At 64.6% G+C, this 23942-nt stretch carries 26 protein-coding genes and 1 tRNA gene; 18 read left to right on the top strand and 9 right to left on the bottom strand.

Annotated elements, in window-relative coordinates:
• Positions 1-152 precede the first annotated feature (152 nt).
• From AC1DGP_RS24140 to AC1DGP_RS24130, 3 genes are all read left to right on the top strand, one after another.
• On the top strand, positions 153-914 hold the full coding sequence (locus tag AC1DGP_RS24140; RefSeq protein WP_441505782.1) for a FadR/GntR family transcriptional regulator: 762 nt from the start codon (positions 153-155) through the stop codon (positions 912-914).
• A gap of 171 nt (positions 915-1085) precedes the next feature.
• Complete coding sequence (locus AC1DGP_RS24135; protein ID WP_441505781.1) at positions 1086-2045, top strand: 2-hydroxyacid dehydrogenase; 960 nt, start codon at positions 1086-1088, stop codon at positions 2043-2045.
• Between the two features lie 134 nt (positions 2046-2179).
• Entirely contained in the window at positions 2180-2857 is a 678-nt protein-coding gene (locus AC1DGP_RS24130; RefSeq protein WP_441492454.1) for an AprI/Inh family metalloprotease inhibitor, read from the top strand.
• A 105-nt stretch (positions 2858-2962) separates the two neighbouring features.
• On the opposite strand, the gene AC1DGP_RS24125 is transcribed toward AC1DGP_RS24130, so the two are convergent.
• Both AC1DGP_RS24125 and hppD read right to left on the bottom strand, forming a co-directional pair.
• On the bottom strand, positions 2963-4285 hold the full coding sequence (locus tag AC1DGP_RS24125) for a dicarboxylate/amino acid:cation symporter (RefSeq protein ID WP_441492455.1): 1323 nt from the start codon (positions 4283-4285) through the stop codon (positions 2963-2965).
• A 134-nt stretch (positions 4286-4419) separates the two neighbouring features.
• The gene (gene hppD / locus AC1DGP_RS24120) at positions 4420-5553 is read right to left on the bottom strand and encodes a 4-hydroxyphenylpyruvate dioxygenase (protein ID WP_441505780.1); all 1134 of its coding nucleotides are present in this window, start codon (positions 5551-5553) and stop codon (positions 4420-4422) included.
• Between the two features lie 117 nt (positions 5554-5670).
• Here hppD and AC1DGP_RS24115 point away from each other — a divergent pair, with 117 nt between their 5' ends.
• Together AC1DGP_RS24115 and AC1DGP_RS24110 are read left to right on the top strand one after the other, a co-directional pair.
• Positions 5671-6150 (top strand): Lrp/AsnC family transcriptional regulator, encoded by a 480-nt coding sequence (locus AC1DGP_RS24115; protein WP_441505779.1) that lies wholly within the window; start codon positions 5671-5673, stop codon positions 6148-6150.
• Between the two features lie 106 nt (positions 6151-6256).
• A complete protein-coding gene (locus tag AC1DGP_RS24110; protein WP_476832622.1) occupies positions 6257-7150 on the top strand; it encodes a tellurite resistance TerB family protein in 894 nt (297 codons plus the stop codon).
• Between the two features lie 20 nt (positions 7151-7170).
• Here AC1DGP_RS24110 and AC1DGP_RS24105 read toward each other — a convergent pair whose 3' ends face one another.
• Positions 7171-7503, bottom strand: coding sequence for an NIPSNAP family protein (locus AC1DGP_RS24105; protein ID WP_441505815.1), 333 nt, complete (start codon positions 7501-7503; stop codon positions 7171-7173).
• A 2-nt stretch (positions 7504-7505) separates the two neighbouring features.
• Complete coding sequence (locus AC1DGP_RS24100; RefSeq protein ID WP_476768431.1) at positions 7506-8690, bottom strand: pyridoxal phosphate-dependent aminotransferase; 1185 nt, start codon at positions 8688-8690, stop codon at positions 7506-7508.
• A 366-nt stretch (positions 8691-9056) separates the two neighbouring features.
• Between AC1DGP_RS24100 and AC1DGP_RS24095 the strand changes: the two genes are divergently transcribed.
• From AC1DGP_RS24095 to denD (AC1DGP_RS24045), 11 genes are all read left to right on the top strand, one after another.
• Positions 9057-10877 carry an IlvD/Edd family dehydratase gene (locus tag AC1DGP_RS24095; protein ID WP_441492460.1) on the top strand — a complete coding sequence of 607 codons (1821 nt, stop codon included), beginning with the start codon at positions 9057-9059 and terminating at the stop codon, positions 10875-10877.
• Between the two features lie 31 nt (positions 10878-10908).
• The gene (locus AC1DGP_RS24090; protein ID WP_441505776.1) at positions 10909-11811 is read left to right on the top strand and encodes a LysR family transcriptional regulator; all 903 of its coding nucleotides are present in this window, start codon (positions 10909-10911) and stop codon (positions 11809-11811) included.
• Positions 11812-11901: 90 nt separating this feature from the next.
• On the top strand, positions 11902-12915 hold the full coding sequence (locus AC1DGP_RS24085; protein ID WP_476768430.1) for a tripartite tricarboxylate transporter substrate binding protein: 1014 nt from the start codon (positions 11902-11904) through the stop codon (positions 12913-12915).
• A 9-nt stretch (positions 12916-12924) separates the two neighbouring features.
• The gene (locus AC1DGP_RS24080; RefSeq protein WP_441505774.1) at positions 12925-13956 is read left to right on the top strand and encodes a zinc-dependent alcohol dehydrogenase; all 1032 of its coding nucleotides are present in this window, start codon (positions 12925-12927) and stop codon (positions 13954-13956) included.
• The gene (locus AC1DGP_RS24075) at positions 13953-14609 is read left to right on the top strand and encodes a hypothetical protein (protein WP_476832621.1); all 657 of its coding nucleotides are present in this window, start codon (positions 13953-13955) and stop codon (positions 14607-14609) included. The genes AC1DGP_RS24080 and AC1DGP_RS24075 overlap by 4 nt, the downstream gene beginning before the upstream one ends.
• 125 nt (positions 14610-14734) lie before the next feature.
• The gene (locus AC1DGP_RS24070; RefSeq protein WP_441505772.1) at positions 14735-15574 is read left to right on the top strand and encodes an isocitrate lyase/PEP mutase family protein; all 840 of its coding nucleotides are present in this window, start codon (positions 14735-14737) and stop codon (positions 15572-15574) included.
• On the top strand, positions 15571-15897 hold the full coding sequence (locus tag AC1DGP_RS24065; RefSeq protein WP_476832620.1) for a hypothetical protein: 327 nt from the start codon (positions 15571-15573) through the stop codon (positions 15895-15897). The genes AC1DGP_RS24070 and AC1DGP_RS24065 overlap by 4 nt, the downstream gene beginning before the upstream one ends.
• Complete coding sequence (locus AC1DGP_RS24060; RefSeq protein WP_476832619.1) at positions 15894-17018, top strand: GNAT family N-acetyltransferase; 1125 nt, start codon at positions 15894-15896, stop codon at positions 17016-17018. Before AC1DGP_RS24065 ends, AC1DGP_RS24060 begins: the two co-directional genes overlap by 4 nt.
• Positions 17019-17050: 32 nt before the next feature.
• The gene (locus AC1DGP_RS24055; protein WP_441492468.1) at positions 17051-17797 is read left to right on the top strand and encodes an SDR family oxidoreductase; all 747 of its coding nucleotides are present in this window, start codon (positions 17051-17053) and stop codon (positions 17795-17797) included.
• A gap of 19 nt (positions 17798-17816) precedes the next feature.
• On the top strand, positions 17817-18812 hold the full coding sequence (denD, locus tag AC1DGP_RS24050) for a D-erythronate dehydrogenase (protein ID WP_441505770.1): 996 nt from the start codon (positions 17817-17819) through the stop codon (positions 18810-18812).
• A gap of 26 nt (positions 18813-18838) precedes the next feature.
• Positions 18839-19822, top strand: a complete 984-nt coding sequence (gene denD, locus AC1DGP_RS24045; protein WP_441505769.1) for a D-erythronate dehydrogenase — start codon at positions 18839-18841, stop codon at positions 19820-19822.
• A 60-nt stretch (positions 19823-19882) separates the two neighbouring features.
• On the opposite strand, the gene AC1DGP_RS24040 is transcribed toward denD (AC1DGP_RS24045), so the two are convergent.
• The 3 genes from AC1DGP_RS24040 to rplU all read right to left on the bottom strand — a co-directional run bounded on the left by AC1DGP_RS24040 (position 19883) and on the right by rplU (position 21712).
• Positions 19883-20518, bottom strand: a complete 636-nt coding sequence (locus AC1DGP_RS24040) for a GNAT family N-acetyltransferase (RefSeq protein ID WP_069878797.1) — start codon at positions 20516-20518, stop codon at positions 19883-19885.
• Between the two features lie 153 nt (positions 20519-20671).
• On the bottom strand, positions 20672-20938 hold the full coding sequence (gene rpmA / locus AC1DGP_RS24035) for a 50S ribosomal protein L27 (RefSeq protein WP_043241804.1): 267 nt from the start codon (positions 20936-20938) through the stop codon (positions 20672-20674).
• A 99-nt stretch (positions 20939-21037) separates the two neighbouring features.
• Complete coding sequence (rplU, locus tag AC1DGP_RS24030; protein WP_069878798.1) at positions 21038-21712, bottom strand: 50S ribosomal protein L21; 675 nt, start codon at positions 21710-21712, stop codon at positions 21038-21040.
• A gap of 303 nt (positions 21713-22015) precedes the next feature.
• Here rplU and AC1DGP_RS24025 point away from each other — a divergent pair.
• Positions 22016-22105 (top strand) — tRNA-Ser (locus tag AC1DGP_RS24025).
• Positions 22106-22166: 61 nt separating this feature from the next.
• Here AC1DGP_RS24025 and AC1DGP_RS24020 read toward each other — a convergent pair.
• Both AC1DGP_RS24020 and AC1DGP_RS24015 read right to left on the bottom strand, forming a co-directional pair.
• A complete protein-coding gene (locus AC1DGP_RS24020) occupies positions 22167-22457 on the bottom strand; it encodes an I78 family peptidase inhibitor (RefSeq protein ID WP_441505768.1) in 291 nt (96 codons plus the stop codon).
• Positions 22458-22501: 44 nt separating this feature from the next.
• Positions 22502-23035: a hypothetical protein gene (locus AC1DGP_RS24015; protein ID WP_441505767.1), complete on the bottom strand. Its 534-nt coding sequence runs from the start codon at positions 23033-23035 to the stop codon at positions 22502-22504.
• A 262-nt stretch (positions 23036-23297) separates the two neighbouring features.
• Here AC1DGP_RS24015 and AC1DGP_RS24010 point away from each other — a divergent pair, with 262 nt between their 5' ends.
• Positions 23298-23693: a PRC-barrel domain-containing protein gene (locus tag AC1DGP_RS24010; RefSeq protein WP_069878801.1), complete on the top strand. Its 396-nt coding sequence runs from the start codon at positions 23298-23300 to the stop codon at positions 23691-23693.
• The last annotated feature ends 249 nt before the right edge of the window (positions 23694-23942 follow it).

Here is a 23942-nt window from a genome sequence, read left to right as displayed (position 1 = left end):
AGCGCCGCAGACCAGGCAGTGCCTGTTGCGCCGGGTTTCATCTACGATAAAGTCATACGATACGGACAGGCGTGTCAAGCGCCGGAATCGCTCCAATGAAACCGCCTTCCGGCGGCTTGGGCGCGATTGAAAACGGGTGAGGACGCCAGCAGATGCGGGTGCGCGACTTTTCGCGGCCGACGACCCTGAATCCCGACCGCCTGTTCGGGCAGGTGGCTCAGAAGCTCGCGGTCGCGATCATTTCAGGGACGTTCAAGGCCGGCGAGCTGTTGCCGAACGAAGCCGATCTGAAATCCGAAATCTCGGTCTCGCGCACCGCCTATCGCGAAGCTGTGAAGTACCTGACGGCGAAGGGGCTGGTCGAGGCGCGCCCGAAGAGCGGCACGCGGGTAGCGCCGCGCGACGGCTGGAACCTGCTCGATCCCGACGTGCTGTCCTGGCATTTCGAGGCCGACCCGAACGAGAAATTCATCCGCGACCTGTTCGAGTTGCGCAGTTTTGTCGAGCCGAGCGCAGCGCGCCTTGCGGCCCTGCGGCGTACGCCCGCCGATCTCGTACGAATCCAGGCGGGTTATCACGGCATGATCGACAACCCGCCCTATGCCGAGGCAACCATTCGTGCCGACCTGGCTTTCCACGAGGCGATCCTCGCTGCCGCGCAGAATTCGACGCTGCAATGTCTGGCAAGCGTCGTCTCGGCGACGATCCAATGGTCGCTGCTGCTGAAGTCGGGAGACGATCAGGGGTTCTATGTCACGTCGCTGTTCGATCACGAGCGGGTGCTGGATGCGATCATCCAGCGGGACGGCGATCTCGCCGCGGCCCGGATGAGTGCGCTGGTAACGGACAGCCTGAACACCACGCTCACCTTCCTGGCATGGGCCGGACAGCAGAGCACCCCGAAAATCGCCTGAATAAGTCATACTACATATGACAACGACGCGCTTTTCTCGCTCTGCAGCCCGTGTAGTACTGCTCTGCCGATGCCGCGTGGCGGAGGCCTTGAGGTTTCGCGATCTAATCGTTTTAAAGAATTGAAATCAAGCCAGCCGCTCTGACACTCACGCCCGACGAAAGTTCACGATATGACCGACATCATCATGACCGGCCCGCTGATGGCCTATGCTGCCGACCAGTTGAAGGCCCGTTTCACGGTGCATGAACTCTGGAAGGCAGAGGACCGGACCGCCATGCTGAAGGAGATCGGCGGCAAGGTTCGTGGCGTCGCCGGGGGCGGCGCGCATGTCAGGATCGATGGCACGCTGTTCGACGCCCTGCCGAAACTGGAGATCGTTGCCAATTTCGGCGTCGGTTACGACACCGTCGATGCCAAGGAAGCCGGCAAGCGCGGGCTGATCGTCACCAATACTCCGGACGTGCTGACCGATGAGGTTGCGGACTTGGCACTCGGCCTGCTGCTCGCGACGGTGCGCCAGCTGCCGCAGGTCGACCGGTACCTGCGCGCCGGCAAGTGGCTGGAGAAGGCCTATCCGCTGACGACCTCGCTGCGGACCCGCAAGGTCGGCATCGTTGGGCTCGGCCGAATCGGCAAGGCCGTGGCGCAGCGTATCGAGGCCTTCGGCCTGCCGGTCAGCTATCATGGCCGCACCCGCCAGGCGGATGTGTCCTATCGCTACTATCCTTCGCTGATCGAGATGGCGGCCGATGTCGACACCCTGATCTCGGTTGCGCCTGGCGGCGCTGCGACTCATCACATGATCAATGCCGACGTCCTGAAGGCGCTCGGCCCCAATGGCATCGTCATCAATGTCGGCCGTGGTTCGGTGGTCGACGAACAGGCGTTGATCGAGGCGCTCAAGAACAAGGTCATCCTTTCGGCCGGCCTGGACGTCTTCGAGGACGAGCCGCGCGTGCCGGCCGAACTGATCGCGATGGATCATGTGGTGCTGTTGCCGCATGTCGGATCGGCATCGGTGCATACGCGTGAACAGATGGGCCAGCTTCTGGTCGACAACCTGGTTTCATGGTTCGATGGCAGGGGTCCTCTGACGCCGGTTGCCGAGACACCATGGAAGAAAGCCTGAGACACCACGTTTTGGTTCAGATGAGGCGCGGATGCCTGCCGCTTGTGGCGGGCGTCCTTTTCGCGGGGCCCGTACAGGCGCAGAAGCCGCCGCTTCCGAAGGGAGCGGAGACCGCGCCTGACACCGTTCGCCCCATGATCGGTGCCTGGAACCTCGAACAGGTCGGCGCGCCGCGCCAATGCACCATTACCCTTGGAGCGGAACAGTCGGGACAGGGGCGGCAATTGCGCTTCCCTGCCACCTGCCGCCGCGCATTGCCCATTATCGGGCAGATTGTGTCCTGGAGTGTGGCTGAGGGGGGCGGGCTGCGCCTGAATGACGAGGCCGGCAAGGCCGTGATCACGCTCAGCAAGTCCGGCGCCGGCCTGAATGGCAAGGGCACGGACGGGCAGGACTATCTGCTGGATCCGAAGGATCATCCACGCAGCGCGCGTCCAGTGCCTCCGAGCGCGGCAGAGCGCGCCGCGACCGCTGCGGCCCGGCCGACCGTTGTCGACCCTGCGGGCGCGCCTGCCACCGACGCCGTGCCCGGCCGCTATGTCACGATGCGCCAGCAGAACCGCGAGGGATGTCGCCTCATGCTTGCGGCCGGCCCCGCAAATTCTCCGGGTGGCGCTCCCGCCCGTTTCGACGGGCGCTGCGACGATACTGGCTTGACGATCTTCGATCCCGTCGGTTGGCGCTATGCGGCCGGGCGCCTTTCGCTGGTTGCACGCAAGGGGCACAGCGTCGATCTCGTCTTCGAGAACGGCCAATGGCGCAAGGACCCTGCGGTGGGCGCACCGCTGATGCTGCGCAAGCTCGCGCCCTAAGCATCGGCCCGAAAAGTGGATCGCGGTTTTCGGGAAAGCCGATGCAAACACAAAGGTGAGATCATCGGGCTGGATACGATATCCCGTCAGATGATCTGGCAGCGCTCAGACCGCCACGACGCGCTCGGGCTCGGCGGCGTCGTAATCGGCTTCCTTGGCGAGGATGCGCTGCATGCGACGCTCGTCGAGCGAATTTTCCCATTTCGCCACGACGATCGTCGCGACGCCATTGCCGATCAGATTGGTGAGGGCGCGCGCCTCCGACATGAAGCGGTCGACGCCGAGGATCAGGGCGATCGACGCCACGGGAATAGTGCCGACCGAGGCCAGTGTTGCGGCGAGTACGATGAAGCCGGAGCCCGTGACGCCGGCCGCGCCTTTCGAGGTCAGCAGCAGCACGGCGATGATGCCGATCTCCTGCGACAGGCTCAGCTCGGTATTGGTTGCCTGGGCGAGAAAGATCGCGGCCATCGTCAGATAGATGCAGGTGCCGTCGAGGTTGAAGGAATAGCCGGTGGGGATGACCAGGCCGACGACATTCTCCTTGCAGCCGAGATAGCTCATCTTGGCGATCATCCGTGGCAGGACGCTCTCGGAGGAGGAGGTGCCGAGCACGATCAGCAGCTCTTCCTTGATATAGGCGATGAACTTCACGATGCTGAAGCCATGCAGCCGGGCGATCGTGCCGAGCACGAGGAAAATGAAGATGAGGCAGGTCGTGTAGAAGGCGGCCATGAAGCTGCCCAGCGACAGCAGCGTGCCGATGCCGAATTTTCCGATCGTGAAGGCCATCGCGCCGAAAGCACCGATCGGTGCCGCCTTCATGATGATGCCGACGATCTTGAAGAAGACCTGGGCGATATCGTCGACGAAGTGCAGGACCGGCTTGCCGCGTTCGCCGAGCATCTGCAGACCAAAGGCAAAGAGCAGGGCGAAGAACAGCACCTGCAAGATTTCGCCGGTTGCGAAGGCACCGACCACTGTCGCCGGGATGATGTCCATCAGGAAGCCGATGGTACTCTGCTCCTTCGCCTTGGCCGTGAACGCGGTGATTGAGCTGGTGTCGAGCCCGCCGACATCGACACTCATGCCGACTCCGGGTTTCCAGAGATTGATCACGATGAGCCCGACGATGAGCGCAAGCGTCGTCACCACCTCGAAATAGAGCAGTGCCTTCACGCCGACGCGGCCGACCTTCTTCATGTCGTCCATCGACGCGACGCCGTGCACGACGGTGAGAAAGATGATCGGCGCGATGATCATCTTGATGGCCTTGATGAAGGCGTCGCCGAGCGGCTTCATCGCCTCGCCGGTATGCGGATAGAAATGCCCGACGAGCACCCCGATCGCGATGGCGGTCAGCACCTGGACGTAGAGATGCGTCCACCAGGGACCCTGATGACCGCGCGTGATCGCAGCTGTCGACATGGGCAGTCCCTCGAGACGCGCACTTGGCTGCGTGCGCGCTCCCGAAAATGCTACGCTTGTCTTGGCTCCCCGACAAGCGAAACGCGGCGCTGCCGTGGGGGGCGGCGCCGCGTCCTGTGCCGCGATCGCGGAGGTTACTCGGCCGCCTCGACCTTCAGCACGCCGCGACGGATCTGGTCCTCTTCGATCGACTCGAACAGGGCGCGGAAGTTGCCCTCGCCGAAGCCGTCATCGCCCTTGCGCTGGATGAACTCGAAGAAGATCGGCCCGAGCACCGTGCCGGAGAAGATCTGGAGCAGGACCTTGCTCATCCGGCCCTCCTTGGAGCCGACCGCAACCGCACCCTCGCCGTCGATCAGGATGCCGTTGGCCTTCAGCCGCTCGACCGGTTCGCCATGGCCGGGAACGCGCGCCTCGACGCGCTCATAATAGGTTGCCGGCGGCGCCGGCATGAAGGGCAGGGCGTTGCGGCGCAGCTGCTCGACGGTGGCGTAAATGTCGTGGGCTCCGAGCGCGACGTGCTGGATACCCTCGCCCTTGTACTGGCGCAGGTACTCCTCGATCTGGCTCTTGTCGTCGAGCGACTCGTTGATCGGGATGCGGATCTTGCCGCAGGGCGAGGTCAAGGCGCGCGAGATCAGGCCTGTGAGCTTGCCCTCGATATTGAAGAAGCGGATCTCGCGGAAGTTGAAGAGTTTGCCATACCAGCCCGCCCAATGGTCCATGCGGCCGCGATGGACGTTGTGGGTGAGGTGGTCGAGGTAATAGAGACCAGCCTGCTCCGGGTGCGGATCCGGCTCGTCGATCCACTCGAAATCGACATCCCAGATCGAGCCCTTCGCGCCATAACGCTCGACGAAATACAGGATCGAGCCGCCAATGCCCTTCACGGCGGGAATTTGCATCTCGCCGGGGCCGACCTTGCTTTCATAGGGCTCGGCGCCAAGCGACACGGCGCGCTCGAAAGCATGCCTGGCATCGACGACGCGGAAGGCCATGGCGCAAGCGCAGGGGCCGTGCTCGGCCGCAAAGCGCTGGGCAAAGGAATCCGGCTCGGCATTGACGACGAAATTCACGTCACCCTGACGGTACAGCGTGACCTTCTTGGAGCGATGCCGGGCGACGGCGGTGAAGCCCATCTGCTGGAAGAGCGGGCCGAGCTTCTCTGGCTCGGGATGGGCGTATTCGACGAACTCGAATCCGTCCGTTCCCATCGGATTGACCTCGGAAATAGCGGGAGGGGCGGTGTCGTGCGGAAATGGACCCATGGCGTTCTCCTCTCGATGTGATTGCCGACATGGTCGCGCACGGCGAAGGCAAGGAGCTTGCAAAATGCCGCGTCATGGCGCGAGATCCGCACAACTTGTGCAGGGAGGTCACCAACGGTGCGTGATGTGAGCGGTCTCGATTCCTTCGACTGGCGCTTGATCGATGCGCTCCAGCAGGATGCCTCCCTGACGAATGGCGCGCTGGCCGAGAAGGTCGGGTTGTCGGCGAGCCAGATTTCCCGCCGGCGCCAACGGCTCGAGGAGGAGGGGACGATCCGCGGCTACCGCGCGCTGATCGATCCGGCAGCCGTCGGGCTCGGCGTGACCGTCTTCATCCATGTCGCGCTGAACACTCATTCGCGTGACAATGCCCGCCGCTTTCGCGATCTCGTCAGGCTGACTCCCGCGATCCTGGAGGCGCATGCCCTGACGGGTGAGGCGGATTATCTGCTCAAGGTTGCGGTCGGCGACCTCAAGGAGCTCTCGCGCTTCGTCAACGAGATCCTGATGCCGCATGAAAGCGTCGCGCGGGTCCGCTCGGAAATCGCGCTCGAGACGTTGAAGGAGCCGGGGCTCCTGCCGTTGCCTTCGTCATGATCGCGTCAAGGTTCCCTTCCATGCGGGGCGGCTTGTGAAGCCCGTGACCCGGGTGCAGGTTACGCCGCCGCTTTGCGGTGAATGGCCTAAACGAGGGAGCCTCTCGATGTTCAACGCAAAATCTCTGCTGGACGCGCTGGTCAGCGCCGGCAATCAAGCCGGTCAGCAGGTCGGCCAGTCCGGGGGGCTCGGCGGAATGCTGGGCAATCTGGCGCAACAGGTTCAGCAGGCCGGTGGTTCGGGTGGCATTGGCGGCCTCGTCGGCAGCGTGCTCGGCCAGGCGACGCAGGGCATGCAGGATGCCGCGCGCCAGACAGGGCTGGAGCAGAAGGCGAGCGACGTTCTCGGCCAGGTCTCCGGCGGCAAGACGCCCGACCAGTTGCTGGAACAGGCCAAGGGGATGTTCAGCAGCAACCCGGCCGTGGCGACTGCGGTGCTCGGCGGCCTCGGCGCCTTGCTCTTCGGTTCCTCGACAGGGCGTTCGGTTGCCGGCTCTGCGGCGAAACTCGGCGGCCTCGCGCTGATCGGCGGCCTCGCCTACAAGGCCTACCAGAACCATCAAGCCGGCAAACCCCTGCTCGATCTGAAGCGTCAGGAGGTTCTGCCGGCACCAGTCGGGACCGGTTTCGAGCCGGAGGCCGCAAGCGAGGCAACGGCCCTGATCTTCATCCGGGCGATGATCGCAGCCGCTGCCGCCGACGGTCATATCGACACCGAGGAGCGCAATGCCATTCTCGGCGGCCTGCGCGACGCCGGTTTCGATCCGGAAGCCAATGCCTGGCTCGCCCATGAAATGGCCAATCCGGCTTCGGTCGATGTCCTCGCCGAAGCGGCGGAAACGCCGGAACTCGCGGCGCAGATCTACACGGCGGCTCGCATCGCCATCAATCCTGATACGCCCGCGGAGAAGGACTTCCTCGCCGGGCTTGCGGGCTCGGTCGGGCTCGATGCCGAACTGGTCGCCAATATCGACGCGGCCGCGAGCGCGGCGAAAGCCTGACGCCGTTCCAATCGGCGCGATCAGGGTGCGCGGCGCGCACCCTGATCGTCTTCGAAGACCGGTCGGAAGAACGAGCGTTCATAGCTGATGATGAAGCGGTGCTTCTCGTTCATCGCCACGGCCGCCAGGCATTCCTCGTCCCTGAACGAGGCGGTGCGATACTCCTCATAGGCCGCAAGCGACGGAAAGCTGAACATCGCCAATGCGACGTTCGACGTGCCTTCCGAGGGCATGAAATAGCCGTGATGCTTGCCGCCGAATTTCTCGACCAGCCTGATCCAGAGCTTGCCATAGGCCTCGAAGGCCGGCAGCTGGTAGGGATCGACGATATAGCTCAAATGGCAGGTGATCATCGTCATGCTGCCTTCGCGTTGGCGAGGAAGCTCTTCATCCGCTCCAGCGCGCGTTCGATGTTCTCCAGCGAGTTGGCATAGGACAGGCGGATATAGCCTTCGCCATGGATGCCGAAATCGGGCCCGCCGATCGTCGCGACACCCGCATCCTCGAGCAGGGCGGAGGCCAGTTTCTTCGCCTTCCACCCGGTCTTCGAGATATTCGGGAAGGCGTAGAAGGCGCCTTTCGGCACGGCGCAGGACACATCGGGCAAGGCGTTCAAGCCGGCGACCACCGCCTTCCGGCGCCGATCGAACTCTGCGACCATGGCATGCACCGCGTCCTGCGGGCCGGTGAGCGCGGCGAGCCCCGCCCATTGCGCCGGGGCGTTGACGCAGGAATGCGAATTGACCGCGAGCTTGCGGGCATTGTCGTAGAGCGGCTTCGGCCAGACCGAGAACCCCATGCGCCAGCCGGTCATGGCATAGGTCTTGGACCAGCCATTGAGCAGGATCAGCCGGTCGCGAATTTCGGGATAGCTCAGCAGGCAGACGTGCTTCTCGCCGTCATAGAGCATCTGGTCGTAGATCTCGTCCGACATCACCGCGACATCGGGGAAGCGGCTGAGCCCGGCGACGAGCTTGTCGACCTCGGCCTTCGGCGTGACGCCGCCGGTCGGGTTTGCCGGCGAATTGACGATCAGCAGCCGGGTTTTGGGCGTGATCAGCGAGAGCGTCTCCTCGGCCGAGAAGGCAAAGCCGTTCTCCTCGCGGATCGGTACCGGGATCGGGGTCGCGCCGGTGAACTCGATCATCGAGCGATAGATCGGGAAGCCGGGATCGGGATAAAGGATCTCGGCGCCGGGCTCGCCGAACATCAGGATCGCCATGAACATGGTGACCTTGCCGCCCGGCACGATCATCACCTCTTCCGGCGAGACGTCGACCGAGAAGCGCTTGTGCACGTCGGCGGCGACCGCCTCGCGCAGCGGCAGGATGCCATTGGCCGGCGTATAGCCGTGATGGCCGTCGCGCAGCGCCTTCACCGCGGCCTCGACGATGTGGTCGGGCGTCGGGAAATCGGGCTGGCCGATGCCGAGATTGATGATGTCCTTGCCCTTGCGCTGCAGCTCGGTCGCTCGTGCCAGCACGGCGAAAGCGTTTTCCTCGCCGATCCGGGCGAAGGAGGAGACGGTCTGCAGCGTCATGGTGCGTTTTCCTCTGCAAGCTCTCGACGAGGCGGCCCTGTCGTGGGCCTTGCGCTGTCGTGGTGCGCTGTCTTGGCCGGAAACGCAGCGGCGATGCAAGCCCGCCGTCTGCACCGGCCGCCGGGCGCCCGCGCATTTGGAACACTTGCAAACTGCAGGGCGGCGACCTTTCCTGCGCAGCCGGCATCTGCATGGATTGGCGAAGTAATTTGTGTGCTGTATGCAGAATGCAGGTGACGCGATTTGGTCGAATTTGGCTCTTGTCGCGCGCATGGCGATCGGCATGATTGGCTGGTCAAATCGATTTAAAGACCATGGCGGACGCGGCGCGAAGGCTGCGCGCCGGTGCGAGAGGGAATGACGGGGATGGCCAAGACGCCTGCAAGGAAGTCGGTCCGCAAGATCAAGCCGGAGCAGCTGCGCTCCAAGGCCTGGTTCGACAATCCCGCCAATGCCGACATGACCGCGCTCTATATCGAGCGCACCATGAATTTCGGCCTGTCGCGCGAAGAGCTGCAGTCGGGCCGCCCGATCATCGGCATCGCCCAGACGGGCTCCGATATCGCGCCCTGCAACCGCCATCATATCGAGCTCGCCGCCCGCGTCCGCGACGGCATCCGCGAGATGGGCGGCGTGCCTTTCGAGTTCCCGATCCATCCGATCCAGGAAACCTGCAAGCGCCCGACCGCGAGCCTCGACCGCAACCTGCAATATCTCTCGCTCGTCGAGATCCTCTATGGCTATCCGCTCGACGGCGTCGTGCTGACGACCGGCTGCGACAAGACCACCCCGGCACAGATCATGGCGGCCGCCACGGTCGACATCCCGGCCATCGCACTGCCGGGCGGGCCGATGCTGAACGGCAATTTCCGCGGCGAGCGCACCGGTTCGGGCACGATCGTCTGGAAGGCGCGCCAGATGATGGCCGCCGGCGAAATCGACTATCGCGGCTTCGTCGATCTGGTGGCGTCGTCGGCTCCGTCGGCCGGCCACTGCAACACCATGGGCACGGCCTCGACCATGAACTCGCTGGCCGAGGCGATGGGCATGACCCTGCCCGGCGGCGCCGCCATCCCGGCGCCCTATCGCGACCGTTATGAGATGGCCTACCACACCGGCAAGCGCATCGTTGAGATGGTCTGGGAGAACCTGATCCCGTCGAAGATCCTGACACGCGAAGCCCTGGAGAACACCATCGTCGTCAACTCGGCGATCGGCGGCTCCACCAATGCGCCGATCCATGTCAACGCCATCGCCAAGCATATTGGCGTGAAACTCGACAACGAGGATTGGACTGCGATCGGCTACGACATCCCGCTGCTGGTCAACCTGCAGCCCGCCGGCGAATATCTCGGCGAGGATTTCTACCGCGCCGGCGGCGTGCCTGCGGTCGTTGCCGAGCTCGTCGCCAAGGGCAAGATCAAGCCCGCCATCACCGCCAACGGCAAGACGCTGGCCGAGAACTGCGAAGGCTTCTTCTCCGGCGATCGTCGGGTCATCAAGGCCTATGACGAGCCGATGAAGGCGCAGTCCGGCTTCCTCAATCTGCGCGGCAACCTGTTCGATTCCGCGATCATGAAGACCAGCGTGATCACGCCGGAATTCCGCAAGCGCTATCTCGAGAACCCGAAGGACCCAATGGCCTTCGAGGGCAAGGCAATCGTCTTCGACGGACCGGAGGATTACCACCACCGCATCGACGATCCGTCGCTCGCGATCGACGAGCACAGCGTGCTCTTCATTCGCGGCGTCGGGCCGATCGGCTATCCCGGCGCGGCCGAGGTCGTGAACATGCGGCCGCCGGATTACCTGATCAAGAAGGGCATCACGGCGCTGGCCTGTATCGGTGACGGCCGCCAGTCCGGCACGTCGGGCTCGCCCTCGATCCTGAACGCCTCGCCGGAAGCGGCGACCGGCGGCGGACTTGCGCTGCTGAAGACCGGCGACAAGGTCCGCATCGACCTGAAGAAGCGCACGGCCGACATCCTGATTTCCGACAAGGAGCTGGACGAGCGCCGCGTCGCGCTGAAGGCGGCCGGCGGCTACAAATATCCGAAGAGCCAGACCCCCTGGCAGGAGATCCAGCGCAAGATCGTTGGCGAGCTCTCCGAGGGCATGGTGCTGAAGCCGGCGGTCAAGTACCAGAAAATCCACAAGAAGTTCGGCGTTCCGCGCGACAATCACTAGTCGGTCGTCGCTGGCGCAGGAGCGCGCCGCTTTGCTGCTCACGCTGAGGCAGATCGAGGTCTTCCGCGCCGTGATGCGCGCTCGCACCATCGTCGGTGCGGCGCGCGATCTCGGTATCGCCCAGCCGACCGTGACCAAGACGGTGCGGCGGATCGAGGATATCTGCGCGTTTGCCCTGTTCGACCGGCATGGCGGCCGCCTGACGCCGACGGCGGAGGCGCATCGTCTTCTCGGTGAGGTCGACATCGCCTTCGACCAGCTCGAAGGCGCTTTGGCGCGGGCGCTCAGGCTGGCGCGGGCCGATACCGGCTCGCTCCGTCTCGGCGCTTCGCCGAGCATTGGCCGCGTCCTGATCCCGCGCGCAGCCGCCAGCCTGCTGAATGACCATCCCGGCCTCAGCCTGCATCTCGATATCCTGTCGGTCAGCCAGGTGATGGAGTATCTGCTCTCGGCTCAGGGCGAGGGTGCCGTCACCTTGTTCCCTATTCTTCATGCGGGAATCCGGAGCATATCGGTCGGGACCGGCAAGGCGGTTGCCGTGTGTCCGCGTGACTGGCCGCTGGCTTCGGCCAAGCGCCTGTCGCCCTCGGCTCTGGCTGGTATTCCGATCATCGTGTTCGAGCCACAATCCGTGCATGGTCAGGTCGTCGACGCGGTGCTGCGCGACGGTGGCGTCGTGCCGGAGCGGACGCATGTCGCCCGCTTCGCCGAAACCGCGATTGCGCTTGCCGAGGCGGGGCTCGGTCTTGCCATCGTCGACCGTTTCAGCGCGCTGGCGGCCAACCGCGATGTGGTCGCGCTTCTGCCGCTCGATCACCCGGCCCAGTACGAGGTCTTCCTGCATCGGAATGTCGAACGCGCGCGCAGTCGCCTGATCCAGCATTTCGAGACGGCCTTGCGGGCCGAGATCTCAAAAGTCGGGGCTGATCTATAGCCTCAGGCTATCGCGGGACGCAGGATTCGCTGTTGTCGCCCCTCCCCATCGATGGCCTTGTCGTTTGCAATAAGAGCAGGAGGAAACATCATGACGGACCCGTTGGCGCTTACCCCCATCCGGCCGGGCCCCCTGAGCAGGCGTGAGGCGATGGCGGCGGCGCTCGGGCTGCTTGCGGCAACGGCTGCCGGGCCGGCGCGGGCCCAGGCCTATCCGGTGCGGGCCATGCAGCTTGTCGTGCCCTTTGCCGCAGGTGGTGGCGTCGATGTCGTGACGCGCGTCGTTGCCGAAGCGGCGGGCGACGTGCTCAAGCAGCGCTTCGTCATCGAGAACCGCGGCGGTGCTGCCACGATCCTCGGCTCCCAGACCGTCGCCAAGGCGGAGCCCGACGGCTACACGCTGCTCGCTGCGCCGACCACGATGGTGATCAATCCCGCGCTGAAGGCGACTGTGCCCTTCGATTGGGAGAAGGATTTCGTCCCGGTCGCGATGATCGCGAAGCTGCCCTTCGTTGTTGCGGCCGGGAAATCCTATCCGGCCAATACGATGAAGGAACTGGCTGCGCATGGGCAGGCGAGCAAGCGGCCGATCACCTTCGGTTCGGGCGGCACCGGCACGGTCGCGCATCTGGCTGGAGAATTCTTCGGCCTGGTCTCGGATACCAAGGTCCAGCATGTGCCGTATCGCGGCGAAGCGCCAGCTTTGACCGATGCGATCAGCGGCAATATCGACGTCATGTTCTCGACCCTTGCCGGCGCCTCCAGCCACGTCAAGGGCGGCACGATGAAGGCGCTCGCGGTGACCACGGGCAAGCGTGCCTCGCTGTTGCCGGATGTGCCGACTGTCGCCGAGCAAGGCTATCCCGGCTACGACCTCTCGGCCTGGGTCGCCCTCGTCGCCCCCAAGGGAACGGCCCCCGAAGTGGTGCAGGTGCTCAATTCCGCGATCAATGCGGCCTTGGCCCGGCCCGATGTGAACGCCCGCCTGGTCGAGATCGGCGCCGAGCCGGCACCCGGCACGCCGGCCGAACTCGCGGCGTTCATGGCCAAGGATGCCGAAACTTGGGCAAAGGTGGTCAAGTCGGCTGCGATCAAGGTCGAGTGAGAGCGGTTCATGCTCGCGCTTCGCAAGACCGCCCCCGCGCCCGGGCTCTGGCTCGGTGAGATATCCGAGCCGAGTGCCGGTCCCGGCGAAGTGCTGCTTGAGGTTACGGCTGCAGGTCTTTGCGGCACGGATCTCCATATCGCGGACTGGTCGGGCGGGTACGAAGCGATGGCGGCCGCAATGCCGGTCACGCTCGGGCACGAGTTCGTCGGCCGCGTCCGGCATTTCGGTGAAGGCACCGACGGCATCGCGGTCGGGACACGCGTGGTGGTGCGTCCCTCCGTCGTCTGCGGGCGTTGTGAGCGTTGCCGCTCAGGACGGGCAGAGGATTGCGCCATGCGGACCGGCATCGGCATTGCTCGCAATGGCGGCTTTGCAGCCCTTGCCGCCGTTCCGACAGAGAATTGTATCGCACTCCCCGATGAGCTCGATGATGCAGTTGCGGCACTCGCCGAGCCCATGACGGTTTCGACCGAGGCCGTCGATACGGGCGGGGTGAAACCGGGCGATATGGTGCTGGTCATCGGGCCCGGTACGATCGGGCAAGGGGCGGCGCTGGCCGCCGAGGTGGCTGGTGCAGCGCGGGTTGTCGTGGCTGGGCGCGACGACGCGGTGCGCCTCGCCACCGTCGAGGCACTCGGCTTTCCCGAGACGGTTGACACGGCCGGGACGACCTTGCGAGAGGCGCTCACGCGCGTCGGCCTGCCTGTCAGCTATGATGTGATCATCGAGGCCGCGGGCGCACCGGTAGTGGTGCGGGAGGCGATCGATCTGCTTGCATTGCGCGGTGTCCTTGTCATCTGCGGGATTCATTCCCGTCCGGCGCCAATCGACCTGACGGCGCTTGTGCGGCGGCACCAGCAGATTCGCGGGAGTTATCGCTCGCCATTGGCAACGTGGCCGCGGGTGATCGCGCTCATGGCTGCGCAACAGGAGCGCATCCGGCGGATGATCAGTGAAGAGATGCCGCTCGCAGCGGGGCTCGACGCCTTTGCAAGAGCAAGCCGTCGCACTGCATCCAAGATCGTCCTGCGGCCATGACGGGCATGCCGTCAGGTTCGGCCGATTGGCCCGGACCAGTCTTCCTGGCGATCGGCAACAGCGTCGACCCGGCCATGCGCCCGGATTACGAGGTCTGGCACGGGGGCGAGCATGTCCCGGAGCGGCTGACTATGCCCGGCTTCCTCGCCGCGAAGCGTTACGCCGGGGGGCGTGTCGCCTCCGCCCGCTATCTGACGCTCTACGACCTCGGCTCGGCAGAGGCACTGGAGACGCCCGAATATCTCGATCTGCTTGCCAATCCGACCCCGGAAACGCGCAGGATGCGACCGGCCATGGGGGCGTTCAGCCGCTCTGTCTATCGTGAGACGGGCCGGGCCGGGCGTGGCCTCGGCCGCTATCTCGCTGGAGTGACATGGCAGGGCGCGGGTGAAGAGGCGGTGCCGCCACCGAGCCTGGTGGACCTGATCGGGCGTTCTGGCGTCCTCTCGGTCCGAACAGGCGTTGCCCTGGCGGCCAGGCCCCATCCCGCCTTTCCCACAATGCAGGATGCGAGTGCAGCGCAAGGCATTGCCCTGCTCAGCGGCTCAGACCGGGAGGCACTGCCTGCGCTGCTGCGCGGTGCTCTTGCCTCCAGGATTCCGAGCCCGGCCGGTCTCACGGCTTTCATCTACGAGCTGATTGCAGCCTATTGATCGGCCTCCATGCCGGTTGCGCATCGGTGCCGAGCCTTGACGCATGACGTGAAGGGCTGACAAACGGCACGCGCCCGGACAGTATGGGGCATCGCTCGGCCAACTCGCATCTGAAACGATTTAAAATGACCGACAGTCCGCAGATCGCCGCCTTTCGTGCACTTCACGAATCTGGCTGCTTCGTCATGCCGAACCCATGGGATGTCGGTTCGGCGCGCTGGCTGCGCGGGCAGGGTTTCAGGGCGCTGGCCACGACCAGCGCCGGTTTCGCCTTCACGCAGGGGCGGGCTGATCAGGACGTGCCGCGCGACATGATGCTCGCTCATATCGCGGATATGGTGAAAGCCGTACCCGACCTGCCGATCAATGCCGATTTCGAGAACGGCTATGCCGACGGACCGGCCGATGTCGCGCTCAATGTGAAAGCCTGTGTGGCGACCGGGGTCGCCGGGCTCTCGATCGAGGATGCGACCGGGCGCGATGACGTCCCGCTCTATCCTTTCGAGCTCGCGGTCGAGCGGATCCGCGCGGCGCGGCGGGCGATTGACGAGACCGGCTCCGGCGTTCTGCTGACGGCGCGTGCCGAGTGCTTTCTCACCGGCCATGACGATCCGCTGAACGAATCGGTCAGGCGCATTGCCGCCTATGCCGAGGCGGGCGCCGATGTGCTTTATGCACCCGGGCCAAAGACCCGCGAGCAGATCGCCGCGATTGTCGCGGCTGCCGGCGGCAAGCCGGTCAATGCGCTGATCTATGGCGATTTCGGCCTGACGGTGTCTGATGTCGCCGCACTTGGTGTCCGGCGCATCTCGATCGGCGCGGCGTTGGCGCGCGCGGCCTGGGCTGCCTTCATCGAGGCGACACGCCTGATCACCGAGCAGGGCAGTTTTGCAGGCTTCGCCGGCAACGGGCCGTCGGTCCCGCTTAACAATTTCTTCGAGGACGACCTCAAGGCGCGCTCGTGAGCAGCGAACTCGTCATTGCGCCCGAATGGCTCGGGCGAAGCGGCCTCTGGATGATCGACGCCAAGGGCAGGCGCAAGGCGATCGACGCTGAGGACGCCGGTCTCTCCGAGGCGTTCGGCGATCGGCTGGAAGCCTGGATGGATGCGTTCGACGCGATCTACGATGAAGAGGACGAGGCGGCGTCGGCCTTCGCGAACGAGGTCGAGCGGCTTGCCTGGGAGGCGGAGGGTTCAGCGCTCGCCCATGCGGCCGCTGCCGAGCTCGGTGCTGGCTGGAATATCTCGCTCGATCTCTCCGCCTGGCATGCGCGGGGGAAATCATGACCCTTTCGCCTGATTGGAAAGCACCGCCCTTTCCGCCCGCCAAGGTACTGGAAGGGCGCTATTGTCGGCTCGAGCCGATCGATCCGGACCGGCATCTTGACGATATCTGGCAGGCCAATGGCGGGCATGATCAGATCTGGACCTGGATGCCGGCCCATCCGCCGCAGGATCGCGAAAGCTATCGCGAGCTGCTGACGACGATGGCGGCGAAGGCCGGCATCGTGCCGTTCGCGGCGATCGACAGGGCCGACGGCAAGGCCAAGGGCCATCTCTGGCTGATGGAGATCAGGCCCGAGCATGGCGTCTTCGAGGTCGGCTACATCACCTATTCGCCGAGCCTGCAGAAGACCCGGGTTGCGACCGAGGCGATCTATCTGTGCGGCGCCTACGGATTCTCGCTCGGCTATCGCCGTTTCGAGTGGAAGTGCAACACCCTGAACGAACCGTCGAAGCGGGCCGCTCTGCGCTTCGGCTTCCAATACGAGGGTCTGTTCCGCCAGCACATGGTGGTGAAGGGCAGGAATCGCGACACCGCCTGGTATTCGATCCTCGACAGCGAATGGCCGGTGCGGGCGCAAGGCTTCCAGCGCTGGCTGGATCCCGCGAATTTCGACGCCGAGGGCCGGCAGAAGCTGGCGCTCGGGACCTTCAACCAGATGCTGGGCGGGATCGATGGGCTGTCCTTGCGCCGGGCGTCATCCGGCGACATTCCCGCCATCAGGGCGCTGAAGAGCGCAGCCTATACGCCGAACGAGGCCATTATCGGCGTGCCTTCGCTCCCGCGGATCGCCGATTATGCGCAGGTCGTGGCCGAGCATGAGGTCTGGCTGGTCGACGGCGACAACGGGCTGGATGCCGCGCTTGTTCTCGAGATCTCTCCGGACGATTTCACGATCTGGAGCGTGGCGGTCTCCCCAGGGGCACAAGGGCGCAAGCTCGGTCTGCTGCTGATGCGCTTTGCCGACGAGCGCGCCGCCGCACTCAGCTTTGGTTCGGTGCATCTCTACACCCACGCGAAACTAACCGAGCGCATCGCCTGGTATGAGCGCCTGGGTTTCGCGGTTACCCATCACACTGATCTGGCCGATCGGCGCCTGACGCATATGCGCAAGCAGCTCTGACAATAAGCCGGCTTAACAAGAGGACCAAGGACATGGCAGGACGTTTGAAGGGCAAGGTCGCCGTCGTCACGGCCGCGGGGCAGGGCATCGGCCGGGCGATCGCGGAAGCCTTCGTCAGGGAAGGCGCGACGGTCTGGGCAACGGACAAGGATGTTGCGCTGCTGGAGGGAATCCCGAAGGCGAAGAAGCGCAAGCTCGACGTGCTTTCGAGCAAGGCCGTCGACGCTTTCGCCGAGAAGGTCGGACCGATCGACATCCTGGTCAATGCCGCCGGCTTCGTTCACCACGGCACCGTTCTGGACTGCGACGACAAGGCCTGGGATTTTTCCTTCGACCTCAACGTCAAGTCGATGCACCGCACGACCAAGGCCTTCCTGCCGGGGATGTTGTCGAAGGGCGCGGGCTCCATCGTGAATATCGCTTCGGGCGCCGGCTCGGTGCGCGGCATTCCAAACCGCTATGCTTATGGCGCGACCAAGGCGGCCGTGATCGGCCTGACCAAGGCAGTCGCCGCCGACTACATCAAGAAAGGCATTCGCGCGAACGCGATCTGCCCGGGCACGATCCAGTCGCCCTCGCTCGACCAGCGCATCGCCGATCTCGCCAAGGTGACGAAGACGACCGAGGCGGCTGCGCGTCAGGCCTTCGTCGACCGCCAGCCGATGGGCCGGCTTGGCACGGCCGAGGAAATCGCCTGGCTTGCCGTCTATCTGGGTTCCGACGAGTCGAGCTACACCACCGGGCAGATTCATCTCGCCGATGGTGGCTTCGCGCTCTGACGCAGGGAAGGGCGCGTCGATGCACGTCCTGGTGACAGGCGCGGCCGGCATGGTCGGCCGCAAGCTCGCAGCGCAGCTGGCGGCTGACGGTGCTTGCGCCGGCAAGGCTATCAGCAAGCTGACGCTGACCGATGTCGTTACGCCGGAGACGCCGGGGGGCTTTGACGGCGAGATCGAGATCCGCACCGAGGATTTCGCCGATCCCGCCATCGCCGCGGAGCTGATCGGGGCCCGCCCGCTCGTGATCTTCCATCTTGCTGCGATCATCTCCGGCGAGGCCGAGCGAGATTTCGACAAGGGCTATCGGATCAATCTCGACGGGACCCTGAGCCTGCTCGAGACGATCCGCCGGGAAGGACGGAAGGATGGCGGCTCCTATGTGCCCCGTCTCGTCTTCACCTCGTCGAGCGGCGTCTTCGGCGCGCCCTATCCGGCGGTGATTCCGGACGAGTTCCATGCCACGCCGCTGACCTCATACGGGACGCAAAAGGCGATCGGCGAGCTGCTGCTTGCGGATTACGCGCGGCGGGGTTTCGTCGACGGCGTCGGAATTCGCTTCCCGTCGATTGCCGTGCGCCCGGGCAAGCCGAACGCCTCGGCCGGTGGCTTCTTCTCCAGCATCATCCGCGAGCCGCTGGTCGGGCTGGAGGCGTCATTGCCGGTCGGCGACGATCTCGTGTTCACGCATGCGAGCCCGCGTTCTGCTGTCGGCTTCCTGCTCCATGCTGCCGGGCTGGACCGCGAAACCCTCGGCCCGCGGATCAATCTGACCATGCCGGGCGTCTTCTGCTCGGTCGGGGAGCAGATCGCGGCCCTGCGGCGCGTGGCCGGCGAGAAGGCGGTCAATCTGATCCGCCGTGCTCCGGACAAGGCAGTCACCGAGATCGTCGCCGGCTGGCCGACCGGCTTCGAGGCCAGGCGCGCGCTTCGGCTCGGTTTCCGGGCCGAAAAGGATTTCGACGAGATCATTCGCGTCCATATCGAAGATGAACTCGGCGGGCGCCTGCCACACTGATCAACAACAAGCACCAGGAAATCCCCATGCATATTCTCGTTCTCGGTGGCGCCGGCATGGTCGGCCGCAAGTTCATCGAAAGACTGGCCCATGACGGTCAGCTCGGCGGCAAGCCGGTCACCAAGATCACGGCCCAGGATGTCATCGCCGCAAGCGCGCCAGCCGCAGCGCCCTTCATCTTCGACGTCGTCGTCTCCGACATGTCGAACGAGGGGGAGGCCGAGTCGCTGATCGCTTCCCGCCCCGACCTGATCGTCCATCTCGCGGCGATCGTCTCGGGCGAAGCCGAGGCCGATTTCGACAAGGGCTACCGGATCAATCTCGACGGCACGCGCCATCTCTTCGAAGCGATCCGAAAGGTCGGCGGCGGCTACAAGCCGCGTGTCGTCTTCACCTCCTCGATCGCGGTCTTCGGTGCGCCCTTCCATGAGAAGATCGAGGACGAGTTCTTCACCACGCCGCTGACCTCCTACGGGACGCAGAAGGCGATCGGCGAGCTGCTGCTCTCCGATTACTCCCGCCGTGGCTTCTTCGATGGCGTCGGAATTCGCCTGCCGACGATCTGCGTGCGTCCGGGCAAGCCGAACAAGGCCGCGTCCGGCTTCTTCTCCAACATCATCCGCGAGCCGCTGAACGGTGAAGAGGCGGTGCTGCCGGTTTCCGATCAGGTCCGGCACTGGCATGCCTCGCCGCGTTCGGCCGTCGGCTTCCTCATCCATGCCGCGACGATGGATACCGGCGCCATCGGGCCTCGCCGCACCCTGACCATGCCCGGCTATTCCTGCACGGTGGCAGAGCAGATCGAGGCGTTGCGCAAGGTCGCCGGCGAGAATGTGGTGAAGCGGATCAAGCGGGTTCCGGACCCGGTCATCGATGGCATCGTTGCCGGCTGGCCGCGCAACTTCAACCCGCAGCGTTCGACCGCGCTCGGCTTCAAGGCGGAAGCGAGCTTCGAGGAGATCATCCGCGCCCATATCGATGACGAGCTTGGCGGCAACTTCGTTAGGTAAGCCTGGAGCTCACGGCCAACAGCAATCAGCCCCGGCATCATCTGCCGGGGCTGTTTCGTTTCAGGCGACGCAGAATTCGCCGGGGGTCTCGATTTCGGGCGCGTGGGTCCAGCCCGTTGCTCCCCAGCTCTTCAGGGCAGCCCAGGTCGAGCGGTCGAGCCGGTACTGCTCGCAGGGGAACAGCCCGCCGCGAGCCGGCAGCGACTTCAAGAAGGAGCCCTCCTGCCGGAAGCCGGACTTCTCCAGCACCCGGCGTGAGGCCGGGTTGATGACGCGCGTGTCCGCCTCGATCGCCGGAATGTCGAGCAAGGTGAAGAGCGTGTCGATCAGAGCCTGCGCGGCCTCGGTCGTGTAGCCCTTGCCCCAGTGCGGGGTGCCGAGCCAGTAGCCGATGAAGGGGATGCCGGTCGCCTGCTTATGGGCGCCGATCATGCCGATGAGCTCGTTCGGCCTGGAGCGCGGCGTGATCGCCAGCGCCAGATGCTCGCCGAGCGCATTGCCCTTGCGCATGGCGAAAATGAAGGGCTCGACCGCATCCGCCGGATAGGGATGCGGGATCGAGGCCGTCATCTCGGCCACGGCTTTCTCCCCAGCCTGGCGCAGGATGGCGGAAGCGTCTGCCATGCGCGGCCAACGCAGCCAGAGACGGCGGGTCTCGAGCCGGAAGACATCGTCGCGGGTCAGTTCGGGGAACATCGGTCTCTCCGTCGGCGCAAACGAAAAAAGGGAGCTGGGACTTTGGTCCCATCTCCCCTTTCGCTTGACCTTCGGGAGACCCTTGTCGGGCCTTGCCCTTGATCCGATCGGTTCGATGGAACCGGCGGATCAAGGAACTTCCCTATCCGCCTTTTACTCTGCGGCCTCTTGGGCCGGGACTACGTTCACGAAAGCTCGGCCGAGTTTCGTCGTGAATCGGACTCGTCCATTGGTCGTCGCAAAGAGCGTATGGTCTTTGCCCATGCCAACGTTCACGCCGGCATGCCACTTGGTGCCGCGCTGACGAATAATGATGTTGCCGGCCACGACCGCCTGGTCGCCGAAGCGCTTCACGCCGAGACGCTTGCTTTCGGAGTCGCGACCATTGCGCGACGAGCCGCCTGCTTTTTTGTGAGCCATAACGCCCTACCTCGAAACTACTGTTGTCTCTCTAACCCGAATCGGCGGCAAAAGCCACCGGTTCGGAGATGAAAGCCGAAGACTGCCTGACAGGAGCTGTCAGTAGTCCTCGCCGGAAGCCTGTTCGGCCTGGTCGACCTTGGCGCGCGGGGGCTTGCCGGCCAGGAGTTCCTTGGCCTGAACAACCCACTCCTCGCGGGTGGCGCGGCCACGCAGCTTGAGCTCTTCGTCCCACTTGGCGACGTCGGCCTCGGACCAAGCGGCGATGTCGTTCCAGGAGGTGATGCCGGCAGCGCGCAGCTTCTTCTCGATGGTCGGGCCGACGCCCGAGATCAGCGAGAGGTTCGAGGCGTCGAGCGCCTCAGCCTTGGCTTCAGCCTTCGCCTTGCCCTTGACGGCGCTGGCGGCGGCCTTCACGGCAACGGTCGAAGCGTCACCCTTCTTCATCTCGGGCTTCTTGCCGCCCGTGAGGATGTCGGTGATGCGCACGATTGTCAGCTCGGCGCGGAAGCCACGCTTGCGCTTCGAGTTCTGGCGGCGGCGCTTCTTGAAGGCGATGACCTTCTCGCCGCGGGCCTGGCGCACGATCTCACCGGCAACGGTGATCTCGGCCAGTTCCTTCGCGCCGAGCGTCGACTTCTCGCCGTCGGTCAGCATCAGGACGTTGCCGAAGGCAACGGTATCGCCAGGCTCGCCTTCGAGCTTGGCAATGGTGATTTCATCGTTCGCGGCGACGCGGAACTGCTTACCGCCGGTCTTGATGACTGCGAACATCGTTGTTCTCCATGTTCAGCCCCGCCCTGTCATGGCCTCGCGAGGCGCATGCGGGACGGCTTTTTGGCAGTCGTTACGTGGTCGGGTTCACTCTTCGATCATGCCGGATGCCGCAACGCGGAGCCGGACACGCAAAAGAGATCAGGCGCGGGTTTCCCCACGCCGGACGAGGCTCGATAGTCTTGGCGGCTCTTCAGGTCAAGTCGCGAGGCTTCAGATTCGTCGGATTTATGACAGCGAGGAGACTTGTAACCGTCCGATGTGGCGTGTAGTAACCAGCCCGCTTCGACCGAAGGCGACCGCGGACAGGTGGCAGAGTGGTTGAATGCACCGCACTCGAAATGCGGCATACCCGCAAGGGTATCGGGGGTTCAAATCCCTCCCTGTCCGCCATCTTCCCGCTCAGGGTTTCATCGCCTCGAGCAATGGCCCCCCTGCGGAGCGCCGTTTGGCGTCAGCCGCAGAGCGCCCGCTGGATTTTTCCGCTCTCATCCACCTCGATCGTCACCCGCTCCCGGCGGTAATCCATCGTCATGGGCGAGCCGGGTGAAAGACGTCGCACCACACTTGCGCCGGTCGCACGCATGACCTCGGCGTCGCTCTTGCCGATCTGCCCTGCAAGGCGCTTGGCTCCTTCGGGCGAGCACGGACTTGGCGGCGCGGCACTGGATGGTTGACCGGCGGCCGTGCAAGCAGCGAGCGCCAATGCTGCGATCGAGCCGAGGAGGTGAAGAGATCTGGTCATGGGGCAAGACTATCCGCGAATTGCTCTTCGCCAAGCCCCTGTCCTCAAGGGCCGCGCCGTTTTCCGCTGAGGCGCAGGTCGAGGTTCTGCCCTTGCCCCGGCTGGCTCGCTCTGAGCGCCAGGGCCAACCCTTCTGCGTGCCGGCTGATCGTCAGCGTGGCCGGCGGACTGGGCCGAACGCTCTCCGCCGTCTCGCGGAAGGACAATGCGAGATTGTCACCACGACGTGCGCCGGCGAGGTTTGCCACAGTGCCCTTGCTCTCGCGGAACTCACCGTCATAGCGCTGCGTCCTGGGATCATAGCGCAGATCGATCTTCACGGTCGTGGAGAGGACCAGCGCGGTCGAGCAATGGCCGCTTAAAGTGACCCGGGAGCCCTGCTGATCGCCGTCGAATTTGCAGTTCAGTTTATGGCTCGATCCGCCCGCATTTTCGAGCGTCCCGGTGCCCGTGAAGCGTCCTTCGAATGCCTGTAGAAAGGACGCTTCGTCGATCATGGCCTGCTGGGCTGAAGCCGGCGTCACCGCGGTCGTCGCAAGCATCACGGTGAATGCCTTGAGCATGTGATCATGTTTCATGGCCGTTCCTCCTGCCGGCTAAACGCCCGAGGCAGGGATCGGATCAGTCCTTCTCGAAAATCGTGATCTCCTGGAGAGATGTTCGCCCGCGCGCTCCTGCGAATATCCAGGCGCGCGATGCAGATGTCAGCGGTCCCACCGGGCCATGAGCCCCCTTGTCGCACTGCAGATATTCCCGGAACCGATCGGGAGGCCGGGAATTACCTCTCTGTCACGCCGCAGCGGTCTCCGACTGCGGCCCAACAAGAAGGTTATCCCAAAAATGCGTCCCATTGCTCTTGCTCTCGCCGCCACCGTGCTTTCCAGCGCCGCTTTCGCGCAGACCGCTCCCACTCCGGCTCAGGCTCCGGTCTTCGTCTCAGTGAACGAAGCATCCGCCCTGACCAGCAGTCTCAAGGGGCTCAACGTCAAGAATGCCGGTGACGAGAATGTGGGTGAGATCGAGGACGTCGTCATCGCCGGTAACTCCCTCGCCTCTTACATTCTGTCGGTCGGCGGCTTCCTTGGAATGGGCACGCACTATGTTGCGGTCAGCCCGAACGCGCTCGCCATCACCTGGAATGCGACCGACAAGAAGTGGAATGCCAGGATCAACGCCACCAAGGACCAGCTGAAAGCGGCGCCGCAGTTCAAATATGAAGGTCGCTTCGCGAAATAGGCTCAATCGCCATAGCCTTGAACAGGGCCCGGCTCCTCGAATGGGGCGCCGGGCCCTTACGCTGTGGGACACGGCACTCTCGCGGAAACCCGTCTGCCGGATTGATCGCCGCGCCGGAGTTTTCAGTTCCAGGCCTCGTCTCCCTCGCCTCACCATCGCGGTCGCGGCGGAACTGACGAGGCGCGATCGACACCCGGCGCGACACGCGCGGAAGTTGCGAAGCTCACCACCGCAGATCGATGATACGCA

The sequence above is a fragment of the Allobosea sp. 05T433 genome (assembly GCF_056396065.1).
The sequence above is the reverse complement of the archived record's forward strand: the minus strand, read 5'-3'. Positions and strand labels throughout refer to the sequence as shown.

Coding starts and splice junctions, on each gene's coding strand:
- AC1DGP_RS24105 (WP_441505815.1), bottom strand. CDS start 7,503: ATGATCACCTGCCATTTGAGCTATATCGTCGATCCCTACCAGCTGCCG.
- rplU (WP_069878798.1), bottom strand. CDS start 21,712: ATGTTCGCAGTCATCAAGACCGGCGGTAAGCAGTTCCGCGTCGCCGCG.
- AC1DGP_RS24020 (WP_441505768.1), bottom strand. CDS start 22,457: ATGACCAGATCTCTTCACCTCCTCGGCTCGATCGCAGCATTGGCGCTC.
- AC1DGP_RS24100 (WP_476768431.1), bottom strand. CDS start 8,690: ATGACGCTGCAGACCGTCTCCTCCTTCGCCCGGATCGGCGAGGAAAAC.
- AC1DGP_RS24055 (WP_441492468.1), top strand. CDS start 17,051: ATGGCAGGACGTTTGAAGGGCAAGGTCGCCGTCGTCACGGCCGCGGGG.
- AC1DGP_RS24140 (WP_441505782.1), top strand. CDS start 153: ATGCGGGTGCGCGACTTTTCGCGGCCGACGACCCTGAATCCCGACCGC.
- AC1DGP_RS24015 (WP_441505767.1), bottom strand. CDS start 23,035: ATGAAACATGATCACATGCTCAAGGCATTCACCGTGATGCTTGCGACG.
- rpmA (WP_043241804.1), bottom strand. CDS start 20,938: ATGGCTCACAAAAAAGCAGGCGGCTCGTCGCGCAATGGTCGCGACTCC.
- AC1DGP_RS24110 (WP_476832622.1), top strand. CDS start 6,257: ATGTTCAACGCAAAATCTCTGCTGGACGCGCTGGTCAGCGCCGGCAAT.
- AC1DGP_RS24060 (WP_476832619.1), top strand. CDS start 15,894: ATGACCCTTTCGCCTGATTGGAAAGCACCGCCCTTTCCGCCCGCCAAG.
- AC1DGP_RS24095 (WP_441492460.1), top strand. CDS start 9,057: ATGGCCAAGACGCCTGCAAGGAAGTCGGTCCGCAAGATCAAGCCGGAG.
- AC1DGP_RS24125 (WP_441492455.1), bottom strand. CDS start 4,285: ATGTCGACAGCTGCGATCACGCGCGGTCATCAGGGTCCCTGGTGGACG.
- AC1DGP_RS24040 (WP_069878797.1), bottom strand. CDS start 20,518: ATGTTCCCCGAACTGACCCGCGACGATGTCTTCCGGCTCGAGACCCGC.
- AC1DGP_RS24010 (WP_069878801.1), top strand. CDS start 23,298: ATGCGTCCCATTGCTCTTGCTCTCGCCGCCACCGTGCTTTCCAGCGCC.
- denD (WP_441505770.1), top strand. CDS start 17,817: ATGCACGTCCTGGTGACAGGCGCGGCCGGCATGGTCGGCCGCAAGCTC.
- AC1DGP_RS24130 (WP_441492454.1), top strand. CDS start 2,180: ATGATCGGTGCCTGGAACCTCGAACAGGTCGGCGCGCCGCGCCAATGC.
- AC1DGP_RS24075 (WP_476832621.1), top strand. CDS start 13,953: ATGACGGGCATGCCGTCAGGTTCGGCCGATTGGCCCGGACCAGTCTTC.
- AC1DGP_RS24070 (WP_441505772.1), top strand. CDS start 14,735: ATGACCGACAGTCCGCAGATCGCCGCCTTTCGTGCACTTCACGAATCT.
- AC1DGP_RS24085 (WP_476768430.1), top strand. CDS start 11,902: ATGACGGACCCGTTGGCGCTTACCCCCATCCGGCCGGGCCCCCTGAGC.
- hppD (WP_441505780.1), bottom strand. CDS start 5,553: ATGGGTCCATTTCCGCACGACACCGCCCCTCCCGCTATTTCCGAGGTC.
- AC1DGP_RS24135 (WP_441505781.1), top strand. CDS start 1,086: ATGACCGACATCATCATGACCGGCCCGCTGATGGCCTATGCTGCCGAC.
- AC1DGP_RS24080 (WP_441505774.1), top strand. CDS start 12,925: ATGCTCGCGCTTCGCAAGACCGCCCCCGCGCCCGGGCTCTGGCTCGGT.
- denD (WP_441505769.1), top strand. CDS start 18,839: ATGCATATTCTCGTTCTCGGTGGCGCCGGCATGGTCGGCCGCAAGTTC.